The organism is Desulfosporosinus shakirovi, from assembly GCF_020595055.1.
GTDB classification, from domain to species: Bacteria; Bacillota; Desulfitobacteriia; order Desulfitobacteriales; family Desulfitobacteriaceae; genus Desulfosporosinus; species Desulfosporosinus shakirovi.
In genome coordinates, this window is sequence record NZ_JAJDOO010000017.1 from 1 (window position 1) to 18,283 (window position 18,283).

An 18,283-nucleotide genomic window follows, 5' to 3' on the forward strand; every position below is an offset into this window, starting at 1 on the left:
AAATGTTATTTCGGTAAATTGACATGAAAATCGGGGTTTGGCTAGCAAGCCCTAATTATTTAACTGAATTACCCAAGGAACCCTATGAGTTAAAGAATGCTGTCACTACTTTTCCGACAAGAGACGGGGGGTGGCTTTTTTCACTTGTAGAGTTACCGAATGAAAAGGACTTAGTTGCTGTAGTCAAAGATGCCCTAAAGCCTAATCTTCTCTATGATAAGGATATTCCTTTTATGCCCATGTCCATTGCTATTGATAAGGAAAGTAATAGTTTATCCGTTATATCAGAAGACAAAATCATTCGTAACTATAAGGTTGCCCTAGGTGAAGATGACACAACTCCAGAAGGGATTCTGCGCATATCCAAAAAGGTTGTGAATCCGGATAAGAATGTTCCTAAAGCAGATAATGTGTATGGGACAAGAGCAATGGAATTGTCAAATATGAATTATGCAATACATGGCACGAATACTCCTGGGACTATTGGTGAAAATGTTTCTCAGGGCTGCATTCGAATGAATAATTCGGACATGGAAGAATTATATGCGATGATACCGCTCAATACAGCTGTTGAAATATCGAAGAATTTATCTCTTAAGAATCCGAAGGAAAAGGAAGGGATTCTTTATCCCTCTAATAAGAACCTCTATAACTCCCTTGGTGATCCAATGGAAGAAGACCTCTTAACCAATTATCATTGGGCAAATTAAATTAACTCTGAAAAGTGAATTAAAGCAAACTATATATAGATGTAATAATTAACAGAGTATTATAAATGACTTGGTTTATACTATTGATTATAAGGGTACGTATTGGTTAAGCCAAGATTTATATATGCTCCTCAAGGGGTGTATAATTAATCGGCCAAAGACTTTATATGAGGTGATAAACGCTTATATAAAATTGGAGGGAAGATTTTCAAGGGTGGGGAAAAGCTTTTTTGCAGTCCGCAAGGATTGTTTTAAGAAGGTTCCAACTTATCCTGAAAAGTCGAGCTAAGACTTTATTGGGTGTTGAGTTTTTCTTACTCAACCATATGTCTGAGGATATATGCATGTGTAAGAAATCCGGTTATATTCAGCCGGGAGGGTGTGTGTAGCTGGGTAGATATCTTATAAGGTTGAACAAACCATCAATTTGAGTGGTGATTTGCTCAATTATTGTCGTAAGATAATAGTTAGGTAATAAACGATTTTAATTGGTGTTAGGTGAGATCAGTACGTGCTCTTATTTATAAACCCCTAGAGATTCAAATGCCAGCACATTGTGCTGGCATTCGATGTTTAGAAGCATATACATAAAAGAAAATCAGACACTTTTCTTTAGTTTCTTTTCAGATTGTTTGTTAATCATATTCAGCAAGTTTATGGTGCGTCGATTTGCCCAACGCAGTTCAGTAGCAACAACAGATACTTCCATTAAAGCCCGTAAATAGAAGACGCCGCAAACTTTACGATTCCAATCATCAACGGCACGGTCAAATAATTCCCAATACACTATATCCTCCGTATAAGAACCTGAACCTTTCTTCTCGTTGACTCCTGAGGAGAGAGAATCAATGAGCCCGGCAAGCTTCTCATATCCAAGAGACAAGATATCCAGAATTTCTTTGAATTCCGCCGTGATCTCTTGCAGTTCTTCGGGGGAATAGGACTCTCTTCTTCTTGTCACTCGTTGTGCAGTCATTTGATTAATGCTTTCTCCGCGTTCGATAAAGCCTCGACAGATCTCCAATAGTCGTTCAATAAAGGGAGGATGATCGTCCATTGTCATTTCTTCTCTGGCATGCTCGTAGAGGTTAGTCACCTCATCAAGCAGGTTTTGTTGCTCTTGAGGATCAGGCCTCTGATAGTAGGTGAAATTTCCTGCATGAATGAAGGTGTTAAGGCTTTCTAGGAAATACTTTGATGTGAGTTGGACAAGATCGTTTAGAGTACTCAAAAATTTAGATTTATATCTTGGCGGGGCCAGAATTCGGTTAATAAGTAAAGCTACCCCAAGACCGACAAAGATACTGAGGGATCGGGAAAGAGCGTGGATAAGAAAGGTTTCTCGAGGAGAATCGAGGATGAATATAATTGAGACAATTCCCATAACGATTCCGTTAGGCCAACCTATCCAGTTGCAAAAGATAATCAGAAACACTACCGTAGTACCTATGAAAATAGGATTTGTACCAAAGAGTAAACCTATAATTAGGGAAAAAACGATGGCCAGCAAATGGACGCCAATCTGTTCCCAGGCATTATTTATAGATTTGCTAACAGAAGGCTGCATATTTACCACTGCGGTAATGGCTGCAAAAGACGCAGGTTCAATACTAAATACATTACAGATAAAGAGTGTTGTGGCGACAGCAAGTCCGGTTTTGACAGTTCGTGCTCCAATAAGCATTATTATTTCCCGCCTTTGAGCTAGTGATTGAAATAGTCTATCACATATTGGTCAGGAAATAAATGAGTCAATTCTCGATGAGGGTGAATCTTCTTGGACAAATTTATCAAGGAATCATTTTGTAAAAGAACGGGGACAATGTTGCTTATACGGAAAACTACTATCTCTATATTATTAATATAAATAAAGGAATTTTAGTATACCTTGCCGAATAGCAGTACGTTATTCATAATGTACTAAAATAAGAAGATTAAACCATTAAACTAGAAGTAAGATAAGTTTTACTTATTTTGGGCTAAGGGGAAGGAGAACACAAAAGCTATGCGCATTGTCATAGTTGGAGCCGGAAAAGTTGGATTTAGTTTGGCTCAGCGATTATCTGAAGAGGGACATGAAATCACAGTGATTGAGCAGGATGAAGAGCGACGTCTCATTGTTCAGAACAGCTTGGATGTAATGACGATCAGCGGTAACGGAGCTAGTCCCCAAATTCTTTCGGATTTCGGTTTGTTGAAAGCGGACTTAATGGTTGCAGTAACGGATCGGGATGAAGTTAATATGATCGCCTGTATGGCAGCCAAACAAGCAGGGATATCCCGAACCATTGCTCGCGTAAGAAATCAGGAATACGCAGGGAGAAATCAGCTTGATTTCAATAAAGCCTTAGGGATAGACTTGACGATCAATCCAGAAATGGTAACAGCAGTCGAAATTAGTCGCATTCTTCTTACACCTGCGGCTTTGGATGTTGAAGATTTCGGAGATGGTAAAGTACGTTTGTTGGAAGTTCGGGTTAGAGCAGAGTCGCCGTATGTCAATATACAGCTTAAAAGATTGACTTTACCGGATCAAGTACTCGTTGTTGGAATCCTCCGTCAGAATCGAATGATTATACCCCATGGAACGGATTGCTTATTACCGCAAGACAGTGTTTTCTTTGTTGGAGCACAGGCAGCTATTGAGGAATTCAGCGAACATTTCTCGGAGACAAAAACAAAGATACAACGTGTGATGATCATTGGTGCTGGTCGCATCGGGAGACATCTGGCAAAAATCTTAGATCAGGTAGGAATTTCAGTAAAAGTCATAGAGAAAAGTCGAGAACGCTGCAATGAATTGGCCAAGATCATTGATAAGGGACTTGTGCTCTGTGGTGATGGCACAGATATTGACCTGTTAATCGAAGAAGGGGTTGGGGAAACAGATGCTGTGGTTTGCCTAACGAGCGATGATAAACTGAATTTATTACTTGCCCTTTTAGCTAAAGACTTGGGAACCCAAAAGACGATAGTCCGTGTAGGTCGTTCTGAATATATGTCTCTCATGGGTAAAGTGGGAGTTGATGTGATTCTTTCTCCCAGACTCCTAACGGCTGGAGTTATTTTGCGCCAGGTACGCCAAGGGGAAGTCGTTTCTGTGTCTTTGTTGGAAGGTGCTAAAGCAGAGGCAATGGAAATTGTGGTTTCTGCAAAGTCTTCGCTTATCGGTCGTAAACTTAAAGATGCAAAAATCCCAGAAAATATTTTGATCGGTGCGCTCGTACGAGGAAATGAACTTATTATTCCTGACGGAAACACGACACTTCAAGCCGGAGATCGCGCCGTAATCTTTACGCTTCCGAATTTAGTTAAAAAAATATGTAAAACATTTTAAGGCAGGGTAAGAAAGTGAACTATTCATTTGTAGAAAACATTCTTGGCCGTCTGATGATTGCCTATGCTGGATTTATGGGAATCCCTTTTCTGGTGGCTTTGATTTGGCAGGAGGGGAGCATCCTTTCGTTTTCGTTCTCTATAATTGTAACCTTAGTTGCAGGGGTCATACTGGTAACTCACGGACGGAAAGAAGGCCGCATGGGTGTGCGGGAAGGATTTGTTATTGTTGCTGGTGCGTGGCTATTGACGGGTTTGGCCGGCGCATTACCCTATGTGTTTAGTGGAGCTGTGCCTACTTATCTCGACGGATTATTTGAGACAGTTTCAGGCTTAACCACTACGGGTGCAAGCGTCATTGACAATGTAGAAACCCTCCCTAAGAGCATTCTTCTTTGGCGTAGCTTAACTCATTGGCTCGGAGGTATGGGGATTATTGTGTTATTTATTGTCTTTCTTCCGAACATGACAGGCGCAGTTCATTTGTTCAATGCTGAGGTTCCCGGACCGATTTCCGAGCGAGTCCTGCCCAGAATTAGAGATAATGCCCTAAAACTTTGGCAAATATATTTAGGCCTCACAGTTGTTCAGATTATTCTATTGATACTCTTTGGTATGAACTTGTTCGACGCTGTCAATCATTCCTTTGCAACGATGGCTACTGGTGGATTTTCAACGAAAAATACCAGCATAGCTTACTACGATAATTTAGGGATCGAACTTGTTATTATAGTTTTTATGATTATAGCCGGAGGCAACTTTGGACTTTATTTCCAAGCCTGGCGCTCTGGAATAAGTAAAGTTTTTAAAGATTTAGAGTTTCAGTTCTATTTATTGATTATTGCAGTTTCAACGCTTCTGATTGCCCTAAGTTTGTGGTGGACTATGGGTGAAGGGGGGGGAACCTCATTGCGGCAAGCGCTTTTTCAAGTTGTCTCAATTATAACCACTACAGGGTATGCTTCGGCTGACTTTGATCAGTGGCCTTCTGTGACCAAGATCATCCTCTTTAGTCTGATGTTTATAGGCGGAAGTGCAGGGTCTACATCAGGAGGAATTAAAGTGTTTCGGGTAATCGTTCTCTTTAAACTTGCTTGGACGGAGCTGAAAAGGGCGATTCATCCCAAAGCGGTAATTAATGTTCGCTTTACTAAAAAAACGGTTGATCCTGTAGTTTTAAATACAATCTTAGTTTTTTTCTTTCTCTTTATTGCTATTTTTGGGGTTGCCACGCTACTTTTAGCGGCAACAGGGTTGGAACCCTTTGACGCGATGAGCGCAGTAGTTGCAACTTTAGGAAATGTCGGTCCGGGTTTTGGGGTAGTTGGCCCGACCACTACCTTTTCTTCAATTAACCCCTTTGGTCAAAGTGTTCTTATTTTCTGCATGCTACTGGGTCGATTAGAGCTCTTTACCTTATTGATTATTATTCAACCCGAATTTTGGCGCAGTCGTAAAGGGTGGTAAGCTTCTAAGGAAAAGGCACCTATGTTTGCAATGCCGGCCATACTGTCAGAGATAAAGCTAGTGGTGAAGGTATCGAAAGACTGATGTGTATGCACTCCCTAAAGAAACTCAGAATCATGGATTTAAGGCATGCAATATAATTGTGTGGTTAGTACTAACCATATAGCTGTAGAATTATGGGAGAAATGTGGTTTTACCATAGTTGGAACCCTTCAGAAAGCATTTAAGCATAAGAAAAAAGGATTTGTAGACGCTTTTGTTATGTATCAATGGCTCAGTAAGAATTCAGAGTGAGGTGATTTTAGAAGTGGGAGTCTAAGATGGTGGGAGAAGATTAACTATTTCGAACTAGAAGTGGACAAAAGGGTTAGTAACAAACTTGTATTAAAGTTTTTTACTAACTCTTTTTATATTTTTAAGTTTGAACATTAAACAAAGGTTTGCAAAGACCATTCCAACTTTTAGTAAGTATTGTTAAACGAAAATTGAGGTAGATTAAATCTTTACCATAATTTCAAAGACGGTTTCTTGGGAAGGTTTACTAATGAAAAATATACCATTGTGAACTTTGTTGCATTATGTTAGATTATCGTAGAAAGAGCAATTTATTGTAAATCTGTACAAGGACCCATATTATTGCTTATGTGTGATGGATTGCTGAAAGGAGCGGTAAAAGATGTCGCATAATAAACGAGTAGAATTGTCCCGACGCAGTGTAATTAAAGGTGGATTATTGCTCGGAACTGTTGCTGCCATTGGACTAATGCCAATTAAGCTCCTGCGGGCTGAAGAAACTGTTAAAGAAAACGCAGAGCCGAAAACGAAGAAACAAATTGGGTTCAGTTACGATGAAGCAAAATGCATTAAATGTGAGAACTGTGTAAGAATTTGTCAAGAGACTTACAAATGGGAGACGGATGCTCCTTGGAGAAAGCTTCTTCGCAACGAGAAGGGCGATGCCTTATCTATGAGCTGTAATCACTGTGCTGACCCAGCTTGTGCTAAAGTGTGTCCGGTTAACGCTTATACAAAAAGGGAAAGTGACGGCGTTGTCATTCAGGATTCTAGTAAGTGTGTTGGTTGCGGCTACTGTTTGTATGCCTGCCCTTATCATGCGCCTCATATTCAGAAAAAATCAGGGGCTGTTTCAAAATGCCATTTTTGTTACAAGCTTCAAGATTCGGGGTCAGGTCCCATGTGTGTAGGGGTTTGTCCTACACAAGCGTTGACTATGGGGGATATGAAGGAATTGTCGCAAAAGGGAAATCTAAACTATAAAGGGCTTCCAAACCCTAAGATTACGAATCCGTCCATGATTGCAATTCCTAAATAATAAACGAGAGGAGGATTTTAAGATGGGACATTGGGGTTGGCTTATTGCCATATACCTATTTCTAGGTGGACTTGGTGCAGGGGCATATCTAACTTCTTTTGCAGCGGAAAAAGGTTTTTTGGGTAAAAAAACCAATTTGAACCAAGTCGGATATTACGTTTCAGCACCAATTGTTGCTTTTGGAGCTTTGTTATTGATCACGGATTTAGGGCAAGGCCTAAAGAAGCCGTGGTTGATTATAAACATGTTTCTTAATTTTAGTTCGGTTATGACTTGGGGAATCTATATTCTGACAGCGTTTATTTTCGTTGCTTTTATTAAGGCGTTCTTTGTATGGAAGAAGAGGCAGGCTCCCGATGTATTATCATATATTGGCGCAATATTAGCGTTAGCAACAGCTGCCTATACAGGAATGCTCTTGGCAGTCATTGAAGGAGTGCCTTTTTGGAACTCATATTTAATGCCAGTAGTTTTTGTGGTATCTGCCCTTTCGACGGGTTTATCGTTGACCTCATTATTGGCGCACTTCTTTGAAAAACAACACCAAGTGCATGAGGAACGGGTTTCACAAGTCCATTTATGGCTTGTTAGTATGGAGATCTTAAGTATCACTGCTTTCTTTGCACTCATCTATTCCGGAAGCCAAGGAGCTGTCGCCAAGTTATCAGCTAACCTATTGTTGACAGAATCCCTCGCTTTACCTTTCTGGCTTCTCCTCATCCTTGCAGGGCTTGTTGGACCGTTGGTATTTTATGTTCAACAGTCTCGGTGCCAGAAGAAAGCGCCTTTAGCAATGAAAGAACAAAACTTATCTGAGAATGCAGATATGCCAGCGGGAGTAAACCAGGGAGCCAGTGCGAAAAGCCAGAATGCTTTATTACTTTGTGACGGAGCGGTAATGGTGGGTGGACTGACTTTACGATGTTTGATCGTTTTCGCAGCTCTGCCAGTTTGGAACGGTCTATTGAGTTAAACTATGAATCACAAAATATCGCTAGGGTCTGGGTCTAAGGGGGGAAGTATAATACTTCCTCTCTTTTTTGGTGTGCCACGTTGTACTTTCATTACCTTATGAGGCAATACACTTTGCTTGAAAAACTATTTTCCAGGAGAAAGAATAACTATTGTTATTCTTTCGGGAAGGCTCATCTCTCCATCATGACACTTTGCCTTACGGCCTCCATTCCTCATTGCAAATACTCCAACGCGACTATACTGTTTAAGTCATGAAGGCGTTCTAAACTTGTAATTTCTGAGTTAGACACCGCATTAGTACGATTTCAGTGACTGCCTATACTTGAATTTAAAAGGTGTTATTGAACTATTTTAATGTTTAGTTAGATGAAAGGGATTGTTTCCCTGCTTGTTTATATGTAAACTAAAATAAGAATTTATTTGAACTATGTTAATTTGTGGTATGATATCTTAGTTTAAAAAGCTATTTAGTTATTAGACTTTAAGGAGGATTTTCAAATGCCAAGAAAAGCTTACACTGCTGACGGGGCAGTTGCAATCGGCCCGTATTCCCATGCCGTAGAATCGGGTGATCTCATTTATCTTTCGGGGCAAACCCCTATAGATTGCGCAACAGGAAAGCTTGTTTCAGGTGATATCACTACTCAAACTGAACAATGCTTTCAAAATCTATTCAATGTTTTAGTTGCATCGGGTTTGACGTCAGATGATGTTATTAAGGTGAACGTCTTTCTAACAGACATGGTAAACTTTGATGCGATGAATTCAGTCTATAAAGCTAAGTTTGCTTCGCCTTATCCTGCCCGAACTACAATTGGTGTCTCCTCATTGCCGCTGGGGGCTCAGGTGGAGATTGAAATGATTGCAAGAAGGGGAGGTCGCTAAACATACCATATAAAAAGGATTTAGGATTATAAGGCCAATTTCAAATGACACAATTATAGAGGGGATTTTTAGGATATGCTTGAGCGTCACGTCATAAAGTACTTAGCACCGGGATGGTTCGCCGTAGTCATGGGTACAGGGGGACTTGCAAATATCTTGTATCAATGGAAAGATGCCTTGCCAGCAGGAAACATGTTGAGCTTAGCAGCTGCAGCTCTGGCTGATATTCTTTTTTTCTTGGTTCTCGTTCCATGGGTTATTCGCTGGATCTCTTTTTTTGAGTATGTTCGAAGGGATCTTCATCACCCAGTCGCAAGCAATTTCTTCGTAACAATGCCCGTAGCCGCAATAATTGTAGGAACAAATATCTATACGATTTGGAGTCAATATCTAGGCGGATCCCTGACTTTCATACTTACGACTATTGCCTGGATTACAGGGTTAGCGGGAGTTGCCTTTTTCTCTTTCTATACGACTTTTAGGATTATTCAGGTTGAAGTCGCACCGAAACCAGAAACGACTAATTTCTCATGGATTATGGCACCGATTGCTAATATGGCAACATTGTTGTTGGGGAATGCTGTTTTAATTCAAAGTTTAAGCCATAAGCCCACTTGGAGCATGTCTATTTTCATTATCAACGCAATTATGCTGGGGGTAGGGTTGTTTTTGTTTATATTTATTAGTGCCGTGATCTTTGTTCGTCTTGCCCAACATGCGCTTCCTCCAGCAGAGTTGACGCCGTCGTTCGGGATCCTGTTAAGTGCTGTTGGTCTTGCTTCTATTGCCATCATTGATATTGCAAAAAATGCCGAAAGCCTTGGAATATTAACATCCGTCGATCTTGCTTACTTAGGGGCAACTATAATCTGGGGATTTGGTATTTGGGTAATTGGGATTACTGGACTGATTTCCATTCATCATATGCGAAGAGGTGGAATCCCTTTTGGGTTGGGATGGTGGGCGTTTATCTTCCCCTTGGCAGCCTATACAATAGCAAGTCAGAAAATAGCCTCAATCTATTTAACGCCCCTTACTTATGGGTTTAGTGCTTTCCTAACCTTTTTCCTTGCTCTTCTTTGGAGCTATGTCTTTATAAAAACCATAACAGGTGCTTTCAGTGGTACGCTTTTTATGGGTAGCCCAATTTCTAAATCGGCAGGGAAACTATAATTGCGAAATCCCAACGGGACTATTGAAGGTGCGAGTTGGCGTTTAATCCTAAATACTGTATTATTGTAAGTAGAGAAGCTTGGAATTAAGTTGTTTTGTATACATTTAAAAAGATCTTCGATATTTGAAAGGCGTGTGAGATTAGATGGCAGTTAAGGCACAGCGTATCTATTCGGAACAATGGAATCCTTCGGAGGATGAAATAAAGAGTCTTTTTCCTGTTGATGACTTGAAATCTGAAATCGGAAGAGACCCTGGAATAAAGGTGCTGCGTGATGATGAAATAAGACTTCAGTATCCAGGACAATATAACATCTCTGTTCAGGCTAGAGCATACAATCAGCAACTAGTTCAACTCTTGCAGGAATATTATACTACCTACTGTAATAGTCCCGAACTTGCAGGTTTACTCGGGATTCAGATACCTCAGATTATGTGGGTAGATACATTAGGCTTTGAGGAAGCTCTAATTAGTCTTCACATTTCAAAGCTTAACAAACAAGAAATCTTCATCAATGACATCGTCTTAGTTAAGAATGAAGAGTTCGATCTATTAAGTGATGGTACTATGGAAAAGATACTTAATAATTTGCGACTATTTGCTAAAGAGCAAGGGGCGAGGTATCTATCTGGATATGCTACTAACCGAAGCACTTTGAATCTACTGAAAAGTAAAGGATTTATTGAAGATAAGAGAGAAGGCATGGGTAACGATTACTTGTGGAGAATAGCAACTATCAGGGGCGAGCAATTGCCCTTCTATGAGGAGTTGTAATCGTGATGTCAACTAAAATAACAGTCTTCTCGGATTTCTTATGACCTTTTTGTATGATAGGGAAAGTCCCCCTTGACCAGTTGGCCAAGGATAAAAATTTAACGGTAGAATGGAAAGCTTTTGAACTTAGGCCAGAGGGGATTGAACTCCCTGAGAAATCGCCGGAATATTTGGCCAGAGCGAAGGCTGGTGTTGAAGCTTTAGGAAAAAAGTACGGGCTCCATATGAACTTTAATGAAAAGAGCAAGCACTCAAGATTAGCCCTGGAAGGGTCTAAATTCGCGGAAGAACAGGGGCTTGGCAATGCATATCATGATGCAGTTTTTGCGGCTCAGTTTCAAGAACAAAAGAACATTAATGATGTAGGCGTTTTAATCGAGCTGGCAGGGCAGATTGGACTGGACAGTCAAGAATTTAAGCAGACTCTCCTTAGCGGGAAATATAAACAAGCAGTATCCCAGGATATAGCTGAAGCTCAGCATCTGGGAATTCAAAGTGTTCCTTGTTTCATTGTTGATAATCGTGCAGTCCATGGAGCCCAGAGTTATGAAGCTCTGGAGAAGTTCCTTCAGGGAACAGGGGGCGGGTTTCCGTTAGATATTAAATTAAAATGAAATTCAAGAATTATAATAGAGAGCATGGAGCAGGGGAGGAGAAGTACTTAAAATGGAGTTAACTGATGAACAGAAAAAGGCGTTAAAAGGACGAGGCTATATCGTCTATAAAGATGGTATTCATTTTTCCTGCAGGGTTTTAATACAGGGAGGCAGTATGAATGCCCAGGAAGCTCGAAAGATCACAGAGGTCAGTGAGAACTATGGCAGGGGTTATTTTACCTTAACCCAACGCTTAAACGTAGAAATACCTTGGATCAAGTATCAGGATTTAGAGTCTGTCGCACGTGAGCTTAAGGAAGCGGGGCTGTCGGCAGGAAGTACGGGGATGAGGGTAAGACCGGCACTCACGTGTAAAGGGGATGTTTGTCAAGTTAGCTTTTTCGATACGGCAGAAGTGACTAGGCAAATCAATGAAAAGTTTTATACAGGGAAATACGATATTGCACTTCCTAATAAATTCCGAGTAACGATTAGTGGATGCAGGAATGGTTGTTCGAAACCGCAACTTGGATGCATCGGATTGCAAGGGCGAAAACAGGGCCAAGTAGCGATTACTGTCGGAGGAATGTTCAGTCAAAAACAACATGTGGGAAGAGAGTTGCCTGGTTTATACTCTATTAGTGAGGCACTCAATATTGTGGATAAGGCTATGGAATTTTATCGTGAAAATGGTCTAAAAGGAGAACGATTTGCTAAAACTGTGGAAAGAATTGGGTTTGAAACTGTTGCAAGCTTCCTAACAGTGTAACTCCATTAACTCTAGCATCTGCAATTCGGAAACTGTTAATTTATAGATAGGGGTTGAGTTTCTTGTGGGGCAAGGATTTCTGCCCTAGTTTTGTCTGTTAAAACTATTTTCTGAATGGAAATATTTTAATTAGAATCTCATATAAGGGAGTATTTTCTTTTGGATGCAGAACAAAGATTAAAAAAACCAACTGGCATAATTCCTTTTGAACGGCAATCTCAATTGCGCGTCCTAGTAGTGACGGCGGTTTCGGCCGAGAGAGATGCGGTATGGCGAGCTTTACACAGAGATCCAAGGTTTGATGTTTTGGTGGGGGGCGTCGGTGCGGTTGTTGCTGCAGTCAATACGACTAAGGCGCTTGTTGGGGCCCAATACAGCTTGGTTATTAGTGCAGGTATCGGTGGAGGCTTCCCTGGCAGAGCTGAAGTAGGTTCACTCGTGGTAGGGACAGAGATCGTGGCCGCCGATTTGGGGGCAGAGACTTCAGATGGGTTCAATAGTTTGGAGAAGTTGGGTTTCGGAATGACCCGAATTCTGACTGATGCTAACTTAGCAAAGTGCATTACGAAGGCCTTGCAAGATGCGAAATTGCCGGTTAATACCGGCCCGGTGCTCACAGTCTCAACCGTTACAGGGAGGTCTGAGACAGCTATAGAACTGGCTGCCCGGATAAATGACGCTTCAGCAGAAGCGATGGAGGGATTTGGTGTTGGATTTGCAGCGCTTGATCGCGGTTTGCCGGTTCTGGAGATTCGCGCGATCTCAAACATAGTGGGTCCGCGCGATCGGTCTGCATGGCGGATCAAAGAGGCACTGGAGGTTTTGGAAGCTGCTTGCGAAGTATTAACGGAGGTATTAGTTTGAAAATTGCATTCTCTCCTTGTCCTAATGACACGTTTGTTTTCCATGCATGGGTACACGGGCTGATACCCGGGGCACCTAAGCTGGATGTAACCTACGCAGATATTGACATTACGAATGGTATGGCCGCTGGTTCCGACGGCCCTGATGTGGCTAAGATCTCATATGCGGCCCTGCCGTGGGTATTGTCTGAATATGCCCTGTTGCCATGTGGAGGTGCTTTGGGTAAGGGCTGCGGGCCATTGCTACTGACCTCAAATAAAGCAGGCGGCATTTTTGATCCTGCGAAACTGCATAGCAGTCGGGTGGCGGTTCCGAGTGAACGGTCAACTGCATATTTGCTTTTTCGGTTATGGGCAGCGCAAAATGTGCCAGGGGGAGTAGGTGAGATTACAGTGCTCCCTTTTCACGAGATTATGCCTGCGGTGCGTGATGGTTTAGTCGACGCAGGGCTTGTGATCCATGAGGCGCGTTTCACCTATCCTGCATATGGGCTTACCCTCATGGTAGACTTAGGAAATTGGTGGGAGCAAGACACTAATCTGCCGATTCCGCTGGGAGCTATTATTGCTCGACGTTCGCTTGATCTGTCTGCAATCACCAGCTGGATTCAGGAATCAGTCAGATATGCCTGGGCCCACCCGAAGGCGTCGAGTGAATATGTGTTGCACCACAGCCAAGAGCTGTCTGCTGAGGTAACTCAGGCACACATTAAGCTTTACGTTAACGAATTCACCGAACACATCGGCAAGATCGGATATAAAGCGGTTGCATCCTTGCTGAGCAGAGCGTCACAAGAAGGCCTGGTACCAAAGGTAGATTTGGAGAGGCTTTATTTATAAAAAATCAGAAAACGAGATAATTGTCTTGGAATATTATACCATTGAGTTGTTTCTTGCATATAGTAAAGTTAAGGAGGTGAGTTTCTAATGTATGGATGTAAACCAATTTGTTGCCCCCCACAATATTGTGTTCGAGATTTTTACACTCAGCGAATGGTCCCAGTTATTCATCCTATTGTGAATATTAACCGTCAGAATATTATCGATGTTCCTCAGCATGTTTATCAACAGACGACTAGAACAGTTGTTGTCGACCAAGGCTTTGCAGGCCAAGGTATTCAAGGTCAAGGTTTCTTAGGTCAGGGTGCTCAAGGTCAAGGCTTCTTAGGCCAGGGTGTTCAAGGGTATCAAGGATACACTAATCGTCTTTTCTAGTGATTATAAATTGTAAACACAAGCCATGCTAAGCTAAGCGTGGCTTGTTATTTTTGTCGTCTAGTATTAATGTAACCGAAAGATTATAATAACTATGAATCTAAAGAATAATCGGACTTATGTATGCCCTCTTTTAATGGTAGATTACATAAAATTACAGGAAAATCAAGAATTAAAGAGGAACTTTCAGAAGCAATCCTATAGAGAGGAAGTAGTGTAAAGTGATGACTAAAATTGAAAGAATAATGGCAGCTGTACGATTTGAGAAGGTGGATCGCCTAGCTAAAGGAGAGTTTCATCTTGAGGATGGTTTTATTGCTGAATTATTAAGTTTGAAAGAGAGCGTAACGTTTAAAGACAGAGTAGAGGCTTGTGAACTGTGCGGACTCGATGCGTTAGCCTTTTCCCCTGCTTTATCACAACAAGACAAAGGAAAGGTTTGGGAGGAACTCAAACAATGGAGAAAAGAGACGGATTTTTTTGTTTTTGCTATAATCGACGGCCCTTTTCAAGGAACTGCTAAACTATTCACTTCGTTTACAGATTATTTGCTGGCAATTGCGAAATGTGACCCTGTAATACCTAAACTTGTTGCTGAGTCTGTAGCTGCTAATATCGAACTTGGGCTAAATGCTTTGGCTTTGGGGGCAAACGGAATAATCGTTGCGGACGATATAGCATATCAGAGTGGAACGTTTATATCTCCGGTGGCTCTGCGTAAGGACTTTTTCCCTGGCCTTGAGGAGCAAACAGAATTTTTCAGGGGCCAAAAGGCTCCAGTTTTCTTCCATGCTGATGGAGATTTATTGCGGGTATTAGATGATATTAGTAATTTGGGTTTTAATGGCTTGCATTCCCTCGATTTTTCTTCCCTTGCTGATATAGCAAAGGTCAGAATGGCGACGGAAAATCGGCTCTGTCTAATGGGTGGATACGATCTGGGATGGTTTGCAGAGGAAAACAGGACTGAAAAAGTCTTAGAATTATTAACCGCAACTTCTATTGAGGGTATGGAAGGGGGATATATTTTTGGCAGCAGTGCGGGGATTCTGGGAAGTACTTTATCGGCTAAACAGGTATTAGACGTATATAAGTATGCGAGTGACCTCCCTTTAGGTAAATAGTATGGAATACATAAAGGGAAAAAACTCTAGACAATTACACAATAGTTAGTTAGAATAAATGATGTAGAAAACTTGTGAGCTGTTTCACAGGTTTGTAGCAAGGTAGAATAGGCAAGTGGATTGGGTTGAGTCATATTAATAGAATGGGAGGATGGCAGAATATGAAGTATTTTGCAATTGTTTGTGTAATAGCTATCCTTTCTTATGGTAGCTATTTTTTATTTTGTGAAAAGAGTTTTTAAATTTCCAAAGAAGCGAGGTTGGTTTTATGGTGATCTGGAATACTGAACAAGAATGTATGAGTCGCAGCCGACTGGAAGACCTGCAACTGGAACGGCTGAAGTGGACAGTCAACAGGGTTTACAATAAGGTGCCTCATTATCGTGCGAAATTCGAAAAGTTAAGTATAACTCCTGAGAAGATCAAATCCTTAGGCGATCTAAAATGCTTACCATTTACGACAAAGGACGATTTAAGGGGTAACTATCCTTTTGGTCTTTTCGCTGTTCCCCAGAGAGAAGTGGTACGGGTTCATGCCTCATCCGGAACGACTGGCCGTCCTGTGGTTGTCGGCTATACGGCTAATGATCTCAATACCTGGACGGATCTGACAGCGAGGATGGTCAGTCTGGCAGGGGTTACTTCGGAAGATGTTGCTCAAATTGCGTTTAACTATGGTCTCTTCACAGGAGGGTTTGGCCTCCATTACGGACTGGAGAGGGCCGGGGCCTTGGTAGTACCCGTTTCGGGAGGGAATACGGAAAGACAGCTCATGCTAATGCAAGATTTCGGTACTACTGTACTAATATCGACCCCTAGCTATTCCCTCTATATTGCAGAGGTTGCCGAGAAGATGGGTATTGATATTTCTTCATTGAAGCTAAAGATTGGGCTGTTCGGCGGTGAACCTTGGACGGAGGAAATGCGCAGCGAAATCGAATCCAGACTTCACATTCTTGCTACCGATAACTATGGCTTAAGTGAGGTCATGGGGCCAGGGGTTGCTGGGGAATGCGCTTGCAAATGCGGTCATCATATTGCTGAGGACCATTTTATCGTTGAGACGATTGACCCAGAGACGGGTGAAGTTCTTGAGCCGGGCCAGGAAGGCGAGTTAGTCTTTACTTCCTTGACTAAGGAAGCTTTCCCAGTGATCCGCTTTCGAACCAAGGACATTTCCCGCGTTACCCAGGATCCCTGCCAGTGTGGGCGAACCACGGCTCGAATGCGTAAAATTATCGGTCGGTCAGATGATATGCTAATTATTCGCGGGGTCAATGTCTTCCCTTCTCAAATCGAAAGCGTTCTTATGACGATCGAAGGTATCGGTCCCCATTATGTCATCAATGTCCACAGACGTAACTTTCTCGATGAGCTGGAAGTCGTGGTAGAGCTTACCCGTGAAGATTTACTCGAGCCTTATTCAAAGTTGGAGGACTTTTCGGGCTACATCCGCCAGAAGCTCCATAGTGTTCTTTCAATTAACGTTCGCTTGAAAATTGTTCAGCCGGGAACCTTGGAACGGAGTGCCGGTAAAGCCAAGCGAGTTTTCGATTACCGCAATCAGACTGCTAAATAATATATGGGTTATATTTGTCCTACCTTAGAGCTGAGTGAATAGAGTTTGAAGAGTCCATTCCTTTAAAAATAAGGAGTGGACTCTTCTCTAGATAAGATAATTAGTATATTCTCACAATTATCCATGATGAAAGTGTTATAATAACTAACGGAGCACCTTCTTGAGGACCTATTTGAAAGTAGAATAACTTTACAATATATGTATTTAGTAACTGATTGGTATGGTATTATCTCTTAAGGACTTTGCAGATGTAAAAGGATGCGGGTTATACAGCGAGGAGGCAATCCGGGCAAAAATGACTATACGAGCTTATGTAAGTTTAAGCCAAAGGGCTATCGAGGAGGTACTTGACTTAGAAGGAATTTGTATTGACCATGATAGTCTAAAAGGGAGCGTATTTTTAGATTCGTCATTGAACATCAATCAACAGATTAAAAGTTTTTTTCTGCTCTATAAAAATGGCAAGATGATAAGTATATTATCCATGTTTATTCCAACAAAACATGAGGCAGAGATTACTGCCTACACTCTGCCAAAGTTTAGAGGAAAAGGATACTTCAAGTCATTATTAGGAAAAGCAGTTGAAGAATTGAGGGCATTTGATATTCCCGAACTTCTATTTGTATGCGAAAGCTCATCAATTCCGGGTAAACGGGTAATTGATGCTCTTAATGCAGATTATGATCATACTGAGTATTTTATGAGATTTGATAGGGCGAGTTATACTCGTCTTAATAGGTATCGTTTAATTCTGTTAAAGGCAGAGCAAAAGGATCTTGAAAAAGCAATTGCCGCTAATATGAAGGTCTTCGGCGACACCCGTGAAGAATCTAAGAGTCTAATTAAAAACTGCTTCTCATCGGATACAAGAGAACAATACCTGGCGGTTTTAGATGATGAGATTATTGGTGCAGTTTCAGTTAATTTAGAAGAAGACGTGTCGATATTTGGGTTTGGTATTATACCTGAATATCGCAGCAAGGGGTATGGGAAAGAACTGCTTCACCTTATTGTAGATGATTTATTGCTAAGAGGCAGATCGGATATCACAATTGACGTCAATAACAAAAACGCCAATGCCTTAGAGCTTTATCAAAAGACTGGTTTTCATATAGAAGCAACTTATGAGTATTATCGCAAAAAAAGCGGATAAATTTCAAGAGATGAAGTATTCAGCTATTTGTCAACGCATTAGGTATGGTGATTCTGCAACTATTTTTTATGAAGACGTTTAAAGTTTATTTAACATCTATACAGATAAGCAGGGATTATTTTTAATTCATGCTTATCTTTTTCATTTGTAATAATTATTAATACGGCTATTTGGCAGATCTTGTTTTTAGCTAGCAATTACGGGGTACATATAAACAATGAAAAAGGGATGCTATCAGGTGACCAAAGTGAGATGCAAATCTTAGTTGGGATGTTGTTATGTAAAATGTCGTATTTATACAATCAAGTTGTAGTAATAATGCGACAATTC

The 18,283-nt window shown here is 41.2% G+C and carries 17 protein-coding genes; 16 read left to right on the forward strand and 1 reads right to left on the reverse strand.

What is annotated here, in order from left to right; all coding sequences use genetic code 11:
* Positions 1-23 precede the first annotated feature (23 nt).
* Positions 24-710, forward strand: coding sequence for a L,D-transpeptidase (locus LJE72_RS15000; RefSeq protein ID WP_229248521.1), 687 nt, complete (start codon positions 24-26; stop codon positions 708-710).
* Between the two features lie 598 nt (positions 711-1,308).
* Here the strand turns inward: LJE72_RS15000 and LJE72_RS15005 are convergent.
* A complete protein-coding gene (locus tag LJE72_RS15005; RefSeq protein WP_229248523.1) occupies positions 1,309-2,394 on the reverse strand; it encodes an FUSC family protein in 1,086 nt (361 codons plus the stop codon).
* A gap of 321 nt (positions 2,395-2,715) precedes the next feature.
* On the opposite strand from LJE72_RS15005, the gene trkA reads away from it, so the two are divergent.
* From trkA to LJE72_RS15080, 15 genes are all read left to right on the forward strand, one after another.
* Entirely contained in the window at positions 2,716-4,047 is a 1,332-nt protein-coding gene (gene trkA / locus LJE72_RS15010) for a Trk system potassium transporter TrkA (RefSeq protein ID WP_229248525.1), read from the forward strand.
* A gap of 14 nt (positions 4,048-4,061) precedes the next feature.
* Entirely contained in the window at positions 4,062-5,513 is a 1,452-nt protein-coding gene (locus LJE72_RS15015) for a TrkH family potassium uptake protein (RefSeq protein WP_229248527.1), read from the forward strand.
* 676 nt (positions 5,514-6,189) lie between these two features.
* The gene (locus LJE72_RS15020) at positions 6,190-6,846 is read left to right on the forward strand and encodes a 4Fe-4S dicluster domain-containing protein (protein ID WP_229248528.1); all 657 of its coding nucleotides are present in this window, start codon (positions 6,190-6,192) and stop codon (positions 6,844-6,846) included.
* Positions 6,847-6,868: 22 nt separating this feature from the next.
* Positions 6,869-7,819 (forward strand): NrfD/PsrC family molybdoenzyme membrane anchor subunit, encoded by a 951-nt coding sequence (gene nrfD, locus LJE72_RS15025; RefSeq protein WP_229248529.1) that lies wholly within the window; start codon positions 6,869-6,871, stop codon positions 7,817-7,819.
* 500 nt (positions 7,820-8,319) lie between these two features.
* Positions 8,320-8,706 (forward strand): RidA family protein, encoded by a 387-nt coding sequence (locus LJE72_RS15030; RefSeq protein ID WP_229248530.1) that lies wholly within the window; start codon positions 8,320-8,322, stop codon positions 8,704-8,706.
* A gap of 75 nt (positions 8,707-8,781) precedes the next feature.
* On the forward strand, positions 8,782-9,879 hold the full coding sequence (locus tag LJE72_RS15035) for a TDT family transporter (RefSeq protein ID WP_229248531.1): 1,098 nt from the start codon (positions 8,782-8,784) through the stop codon (positions 9,877-9,879).
* Positions 9,880-10,024: 145 nt separating this feature from the next.
* Complete coding sequence (locus LJE72_RS15040) at positions 10,025-10,654, forward strand: hypothetical protein (protein WP_229248532.1); 630 nt, start codon at positions 10,025-10,027, stop codon at positions 10,652-10,654.
* A 5-nt stretch (positions 10,655-10,659) separates the two neighbouring features.
* The gene (locus LJE72_RS15045; RefSeq protein ID WP_229248533.1) at positions 10,660-11,268 is read left to right on the forward strand and encodes a DsbA family oxidoreductase; all 609 of its coding nucleotides are present in this window, start codon (positions 10,660-10,662) and stop codon (positions 11,266-11,268) included.
* 52 nt (positions 11,269-11,320) lie between these two features.
* Positions 11,321-12,019: a sulfite reductase subunit beta (hemoprotein) gene (locus tag LJE72_RS15050; protein ID WP_229248534.1), complete on the forward strand. Its 699-nt coding sequence runs from the start codon at positions 11,321-11,323 to the stop codon at positions 12,017-12,019.
* 159 nt (positions 12,020-12,178) lie between these two features.
* Complete coding sequence (locus LJE72_RS15055) at positions 12,179-12,883, forward strand: futalosine hydrolase (RefSeq protein ID WP_229248536.1); 705 nt, start codon at positions 12,179-12,181, stop codon at positions 12,881-12,883.
* Positions 12,880-13,722 (forward strand): 1,4-dihydroxy-6-naphthoate synthase, encoded by an 843-nt coding sequence (locus tag LJE72_RS15060; protein ID WP_229248538.1) that lies wholly within the window; start codon positions 12,880-12,882, stop codon positions 13,720-13,722. The genes LJE72_RS15055 and LJE72_RS15060 overlap by 4 nt, the downstream gene beginning before the upstream one ends.
* An 87-nt stretch (positions 13,723-13,809) precedes the next feature.
* Positions 13,810-14,097, forward strand: a complete 288-nt coding sequence (locus LJE72_RS15065) for a spore coat protein D (RefSeq protein ID WP_229248540.1) — start codon at positions 13,810-13,812, stop codon at positions 14,095-14,097.
* A gap of 224 nt (positions 14,098-14,321) precedes the next feature.
* A complete protein-coding gene (locus tag LJE72_RS15070) occupies positions 14,322-15,221 on the forward strand; it encodes a uroporphyrinogen decarboxylase family protein (protein WP_229248649.1) in 900 nt (299 codons plus the stop codon).
* Positions 15,222-15,492: 271 nt separating this feature from the next.
* On the forward strand, positions 15,493-16,800 hold the full coding sequence (locus LJE72_RS15075) for a phenylacetate--CoA ligase family protein (RefSeq protein ID WP_229248651.1): 1,308 nt from the start codon (positions 15,493-15,495) through the stop codon (positions 16,798-16,800).
* A gap of 295 nt (positions 16,801-17,095) precedes the next feature.
* Complete coding sequence (locus tag LJE72_RS15080; protein WP_229248542.1) at positions 17,096-17,953, forward strand: GNAT family N-acetyltransferase; 858 nt, start codon at positions 17,096-17,098, stop codon at positions 17,951-17,953.
* Positions 17,954-18,283 lie beyond the last annotated feature (330 nt).

What these genes read in the sequence shown, in the direction of transcription:
- LJE72_RS15065 (WP_229248540.1), top strand. Translation starts at nt 13,810, where the DNA reads ATGTATGGATGTAAACCAATTTGTTGCCCCCCACAATATTGTGTTCGA.
- LJE72_RS15040 (WP_229248532.1), top strand. Translation starts at nt 10,025, where the DNA reads ATGGCAGTTAAGGCACAGCGTATCTATTCGGAACAATGGAATCCTTCG.
- LJE72_RS15070 (WP_229248649.1), top strand. Translation starts at nt 14,322, where the DNA reads ATGACTAAAATTGAAAGAATAATGGCAGCTGTACGATTTGAGAAGGTG.
- LJE72_RS15080 (WP_229248542.1), top strand. Translation starts at nt 17,096, where the DNA reads ATGACTATACGAGCTTATGTAAGTTTAAGCCAAAGGGCTATCGAGGAG.
- nrfD (WP_229248529.1), top strand. Translation starts at nt 6,869, where the DNA reads ATGGGACATTGGGGTTGGCTTATTGCCATATACCTATTTCTAGGTGGA.
- LJE72_RS15030 (WP_229248530.1), top strand. Translation starts at nt 8,320, where the DNA reads ATGCCAAGAAAAGCTTACACTGCTGACGGGGCAGTTGCAATCGGCCCG.
- LJE72_RS15020 (WP_229248528.1), top strand. Translation starts at nt 6,190, where the DNA reads ATGTCGCATAATAAACGAGTAGAATTGTCCCGACGCAGTGTAATTAAA.
- LJE72_RS15035 (WP_229248531.1), top strand. Translation starts at nt 8,782, where the DNA reads ATGCTTGAGCGTCACGTCATAAAGTACTTAGCACCGGGATGGTTCGCC.
- LJE72_RS15050 (WP_229248534.1), top strand. Translation starts at nt 11,321, where the DNA reads ATGGAGTTAACTGATGAACAGAAAAAGGCGTTAAAAGGACGAGGCTAT.
- LJE72_RS15005 (WP_229248523.1), bottom strand. Translation starts at nt 2,394, where the DNA reads ATGCTTATTGGAGCACGAACTGTCAAAACCGGACTTGCTGTCGCCACA.
- trkA (WP_229248525.1), top strand. Translation starts at nt 2,716, where the DNA reads ATGCGCATTGTCATAGTTGGAGCCGGAAAAGTTGGATTTAGTTTGGCT.
- LJE72_RS15000 (WP_229248521.1), top strand. Translation starts at nt 24, where the DNA reads ATGAAAATCGGGGTTTGGCTAGCAAGCCCTAATTATTTAACTGAATTA.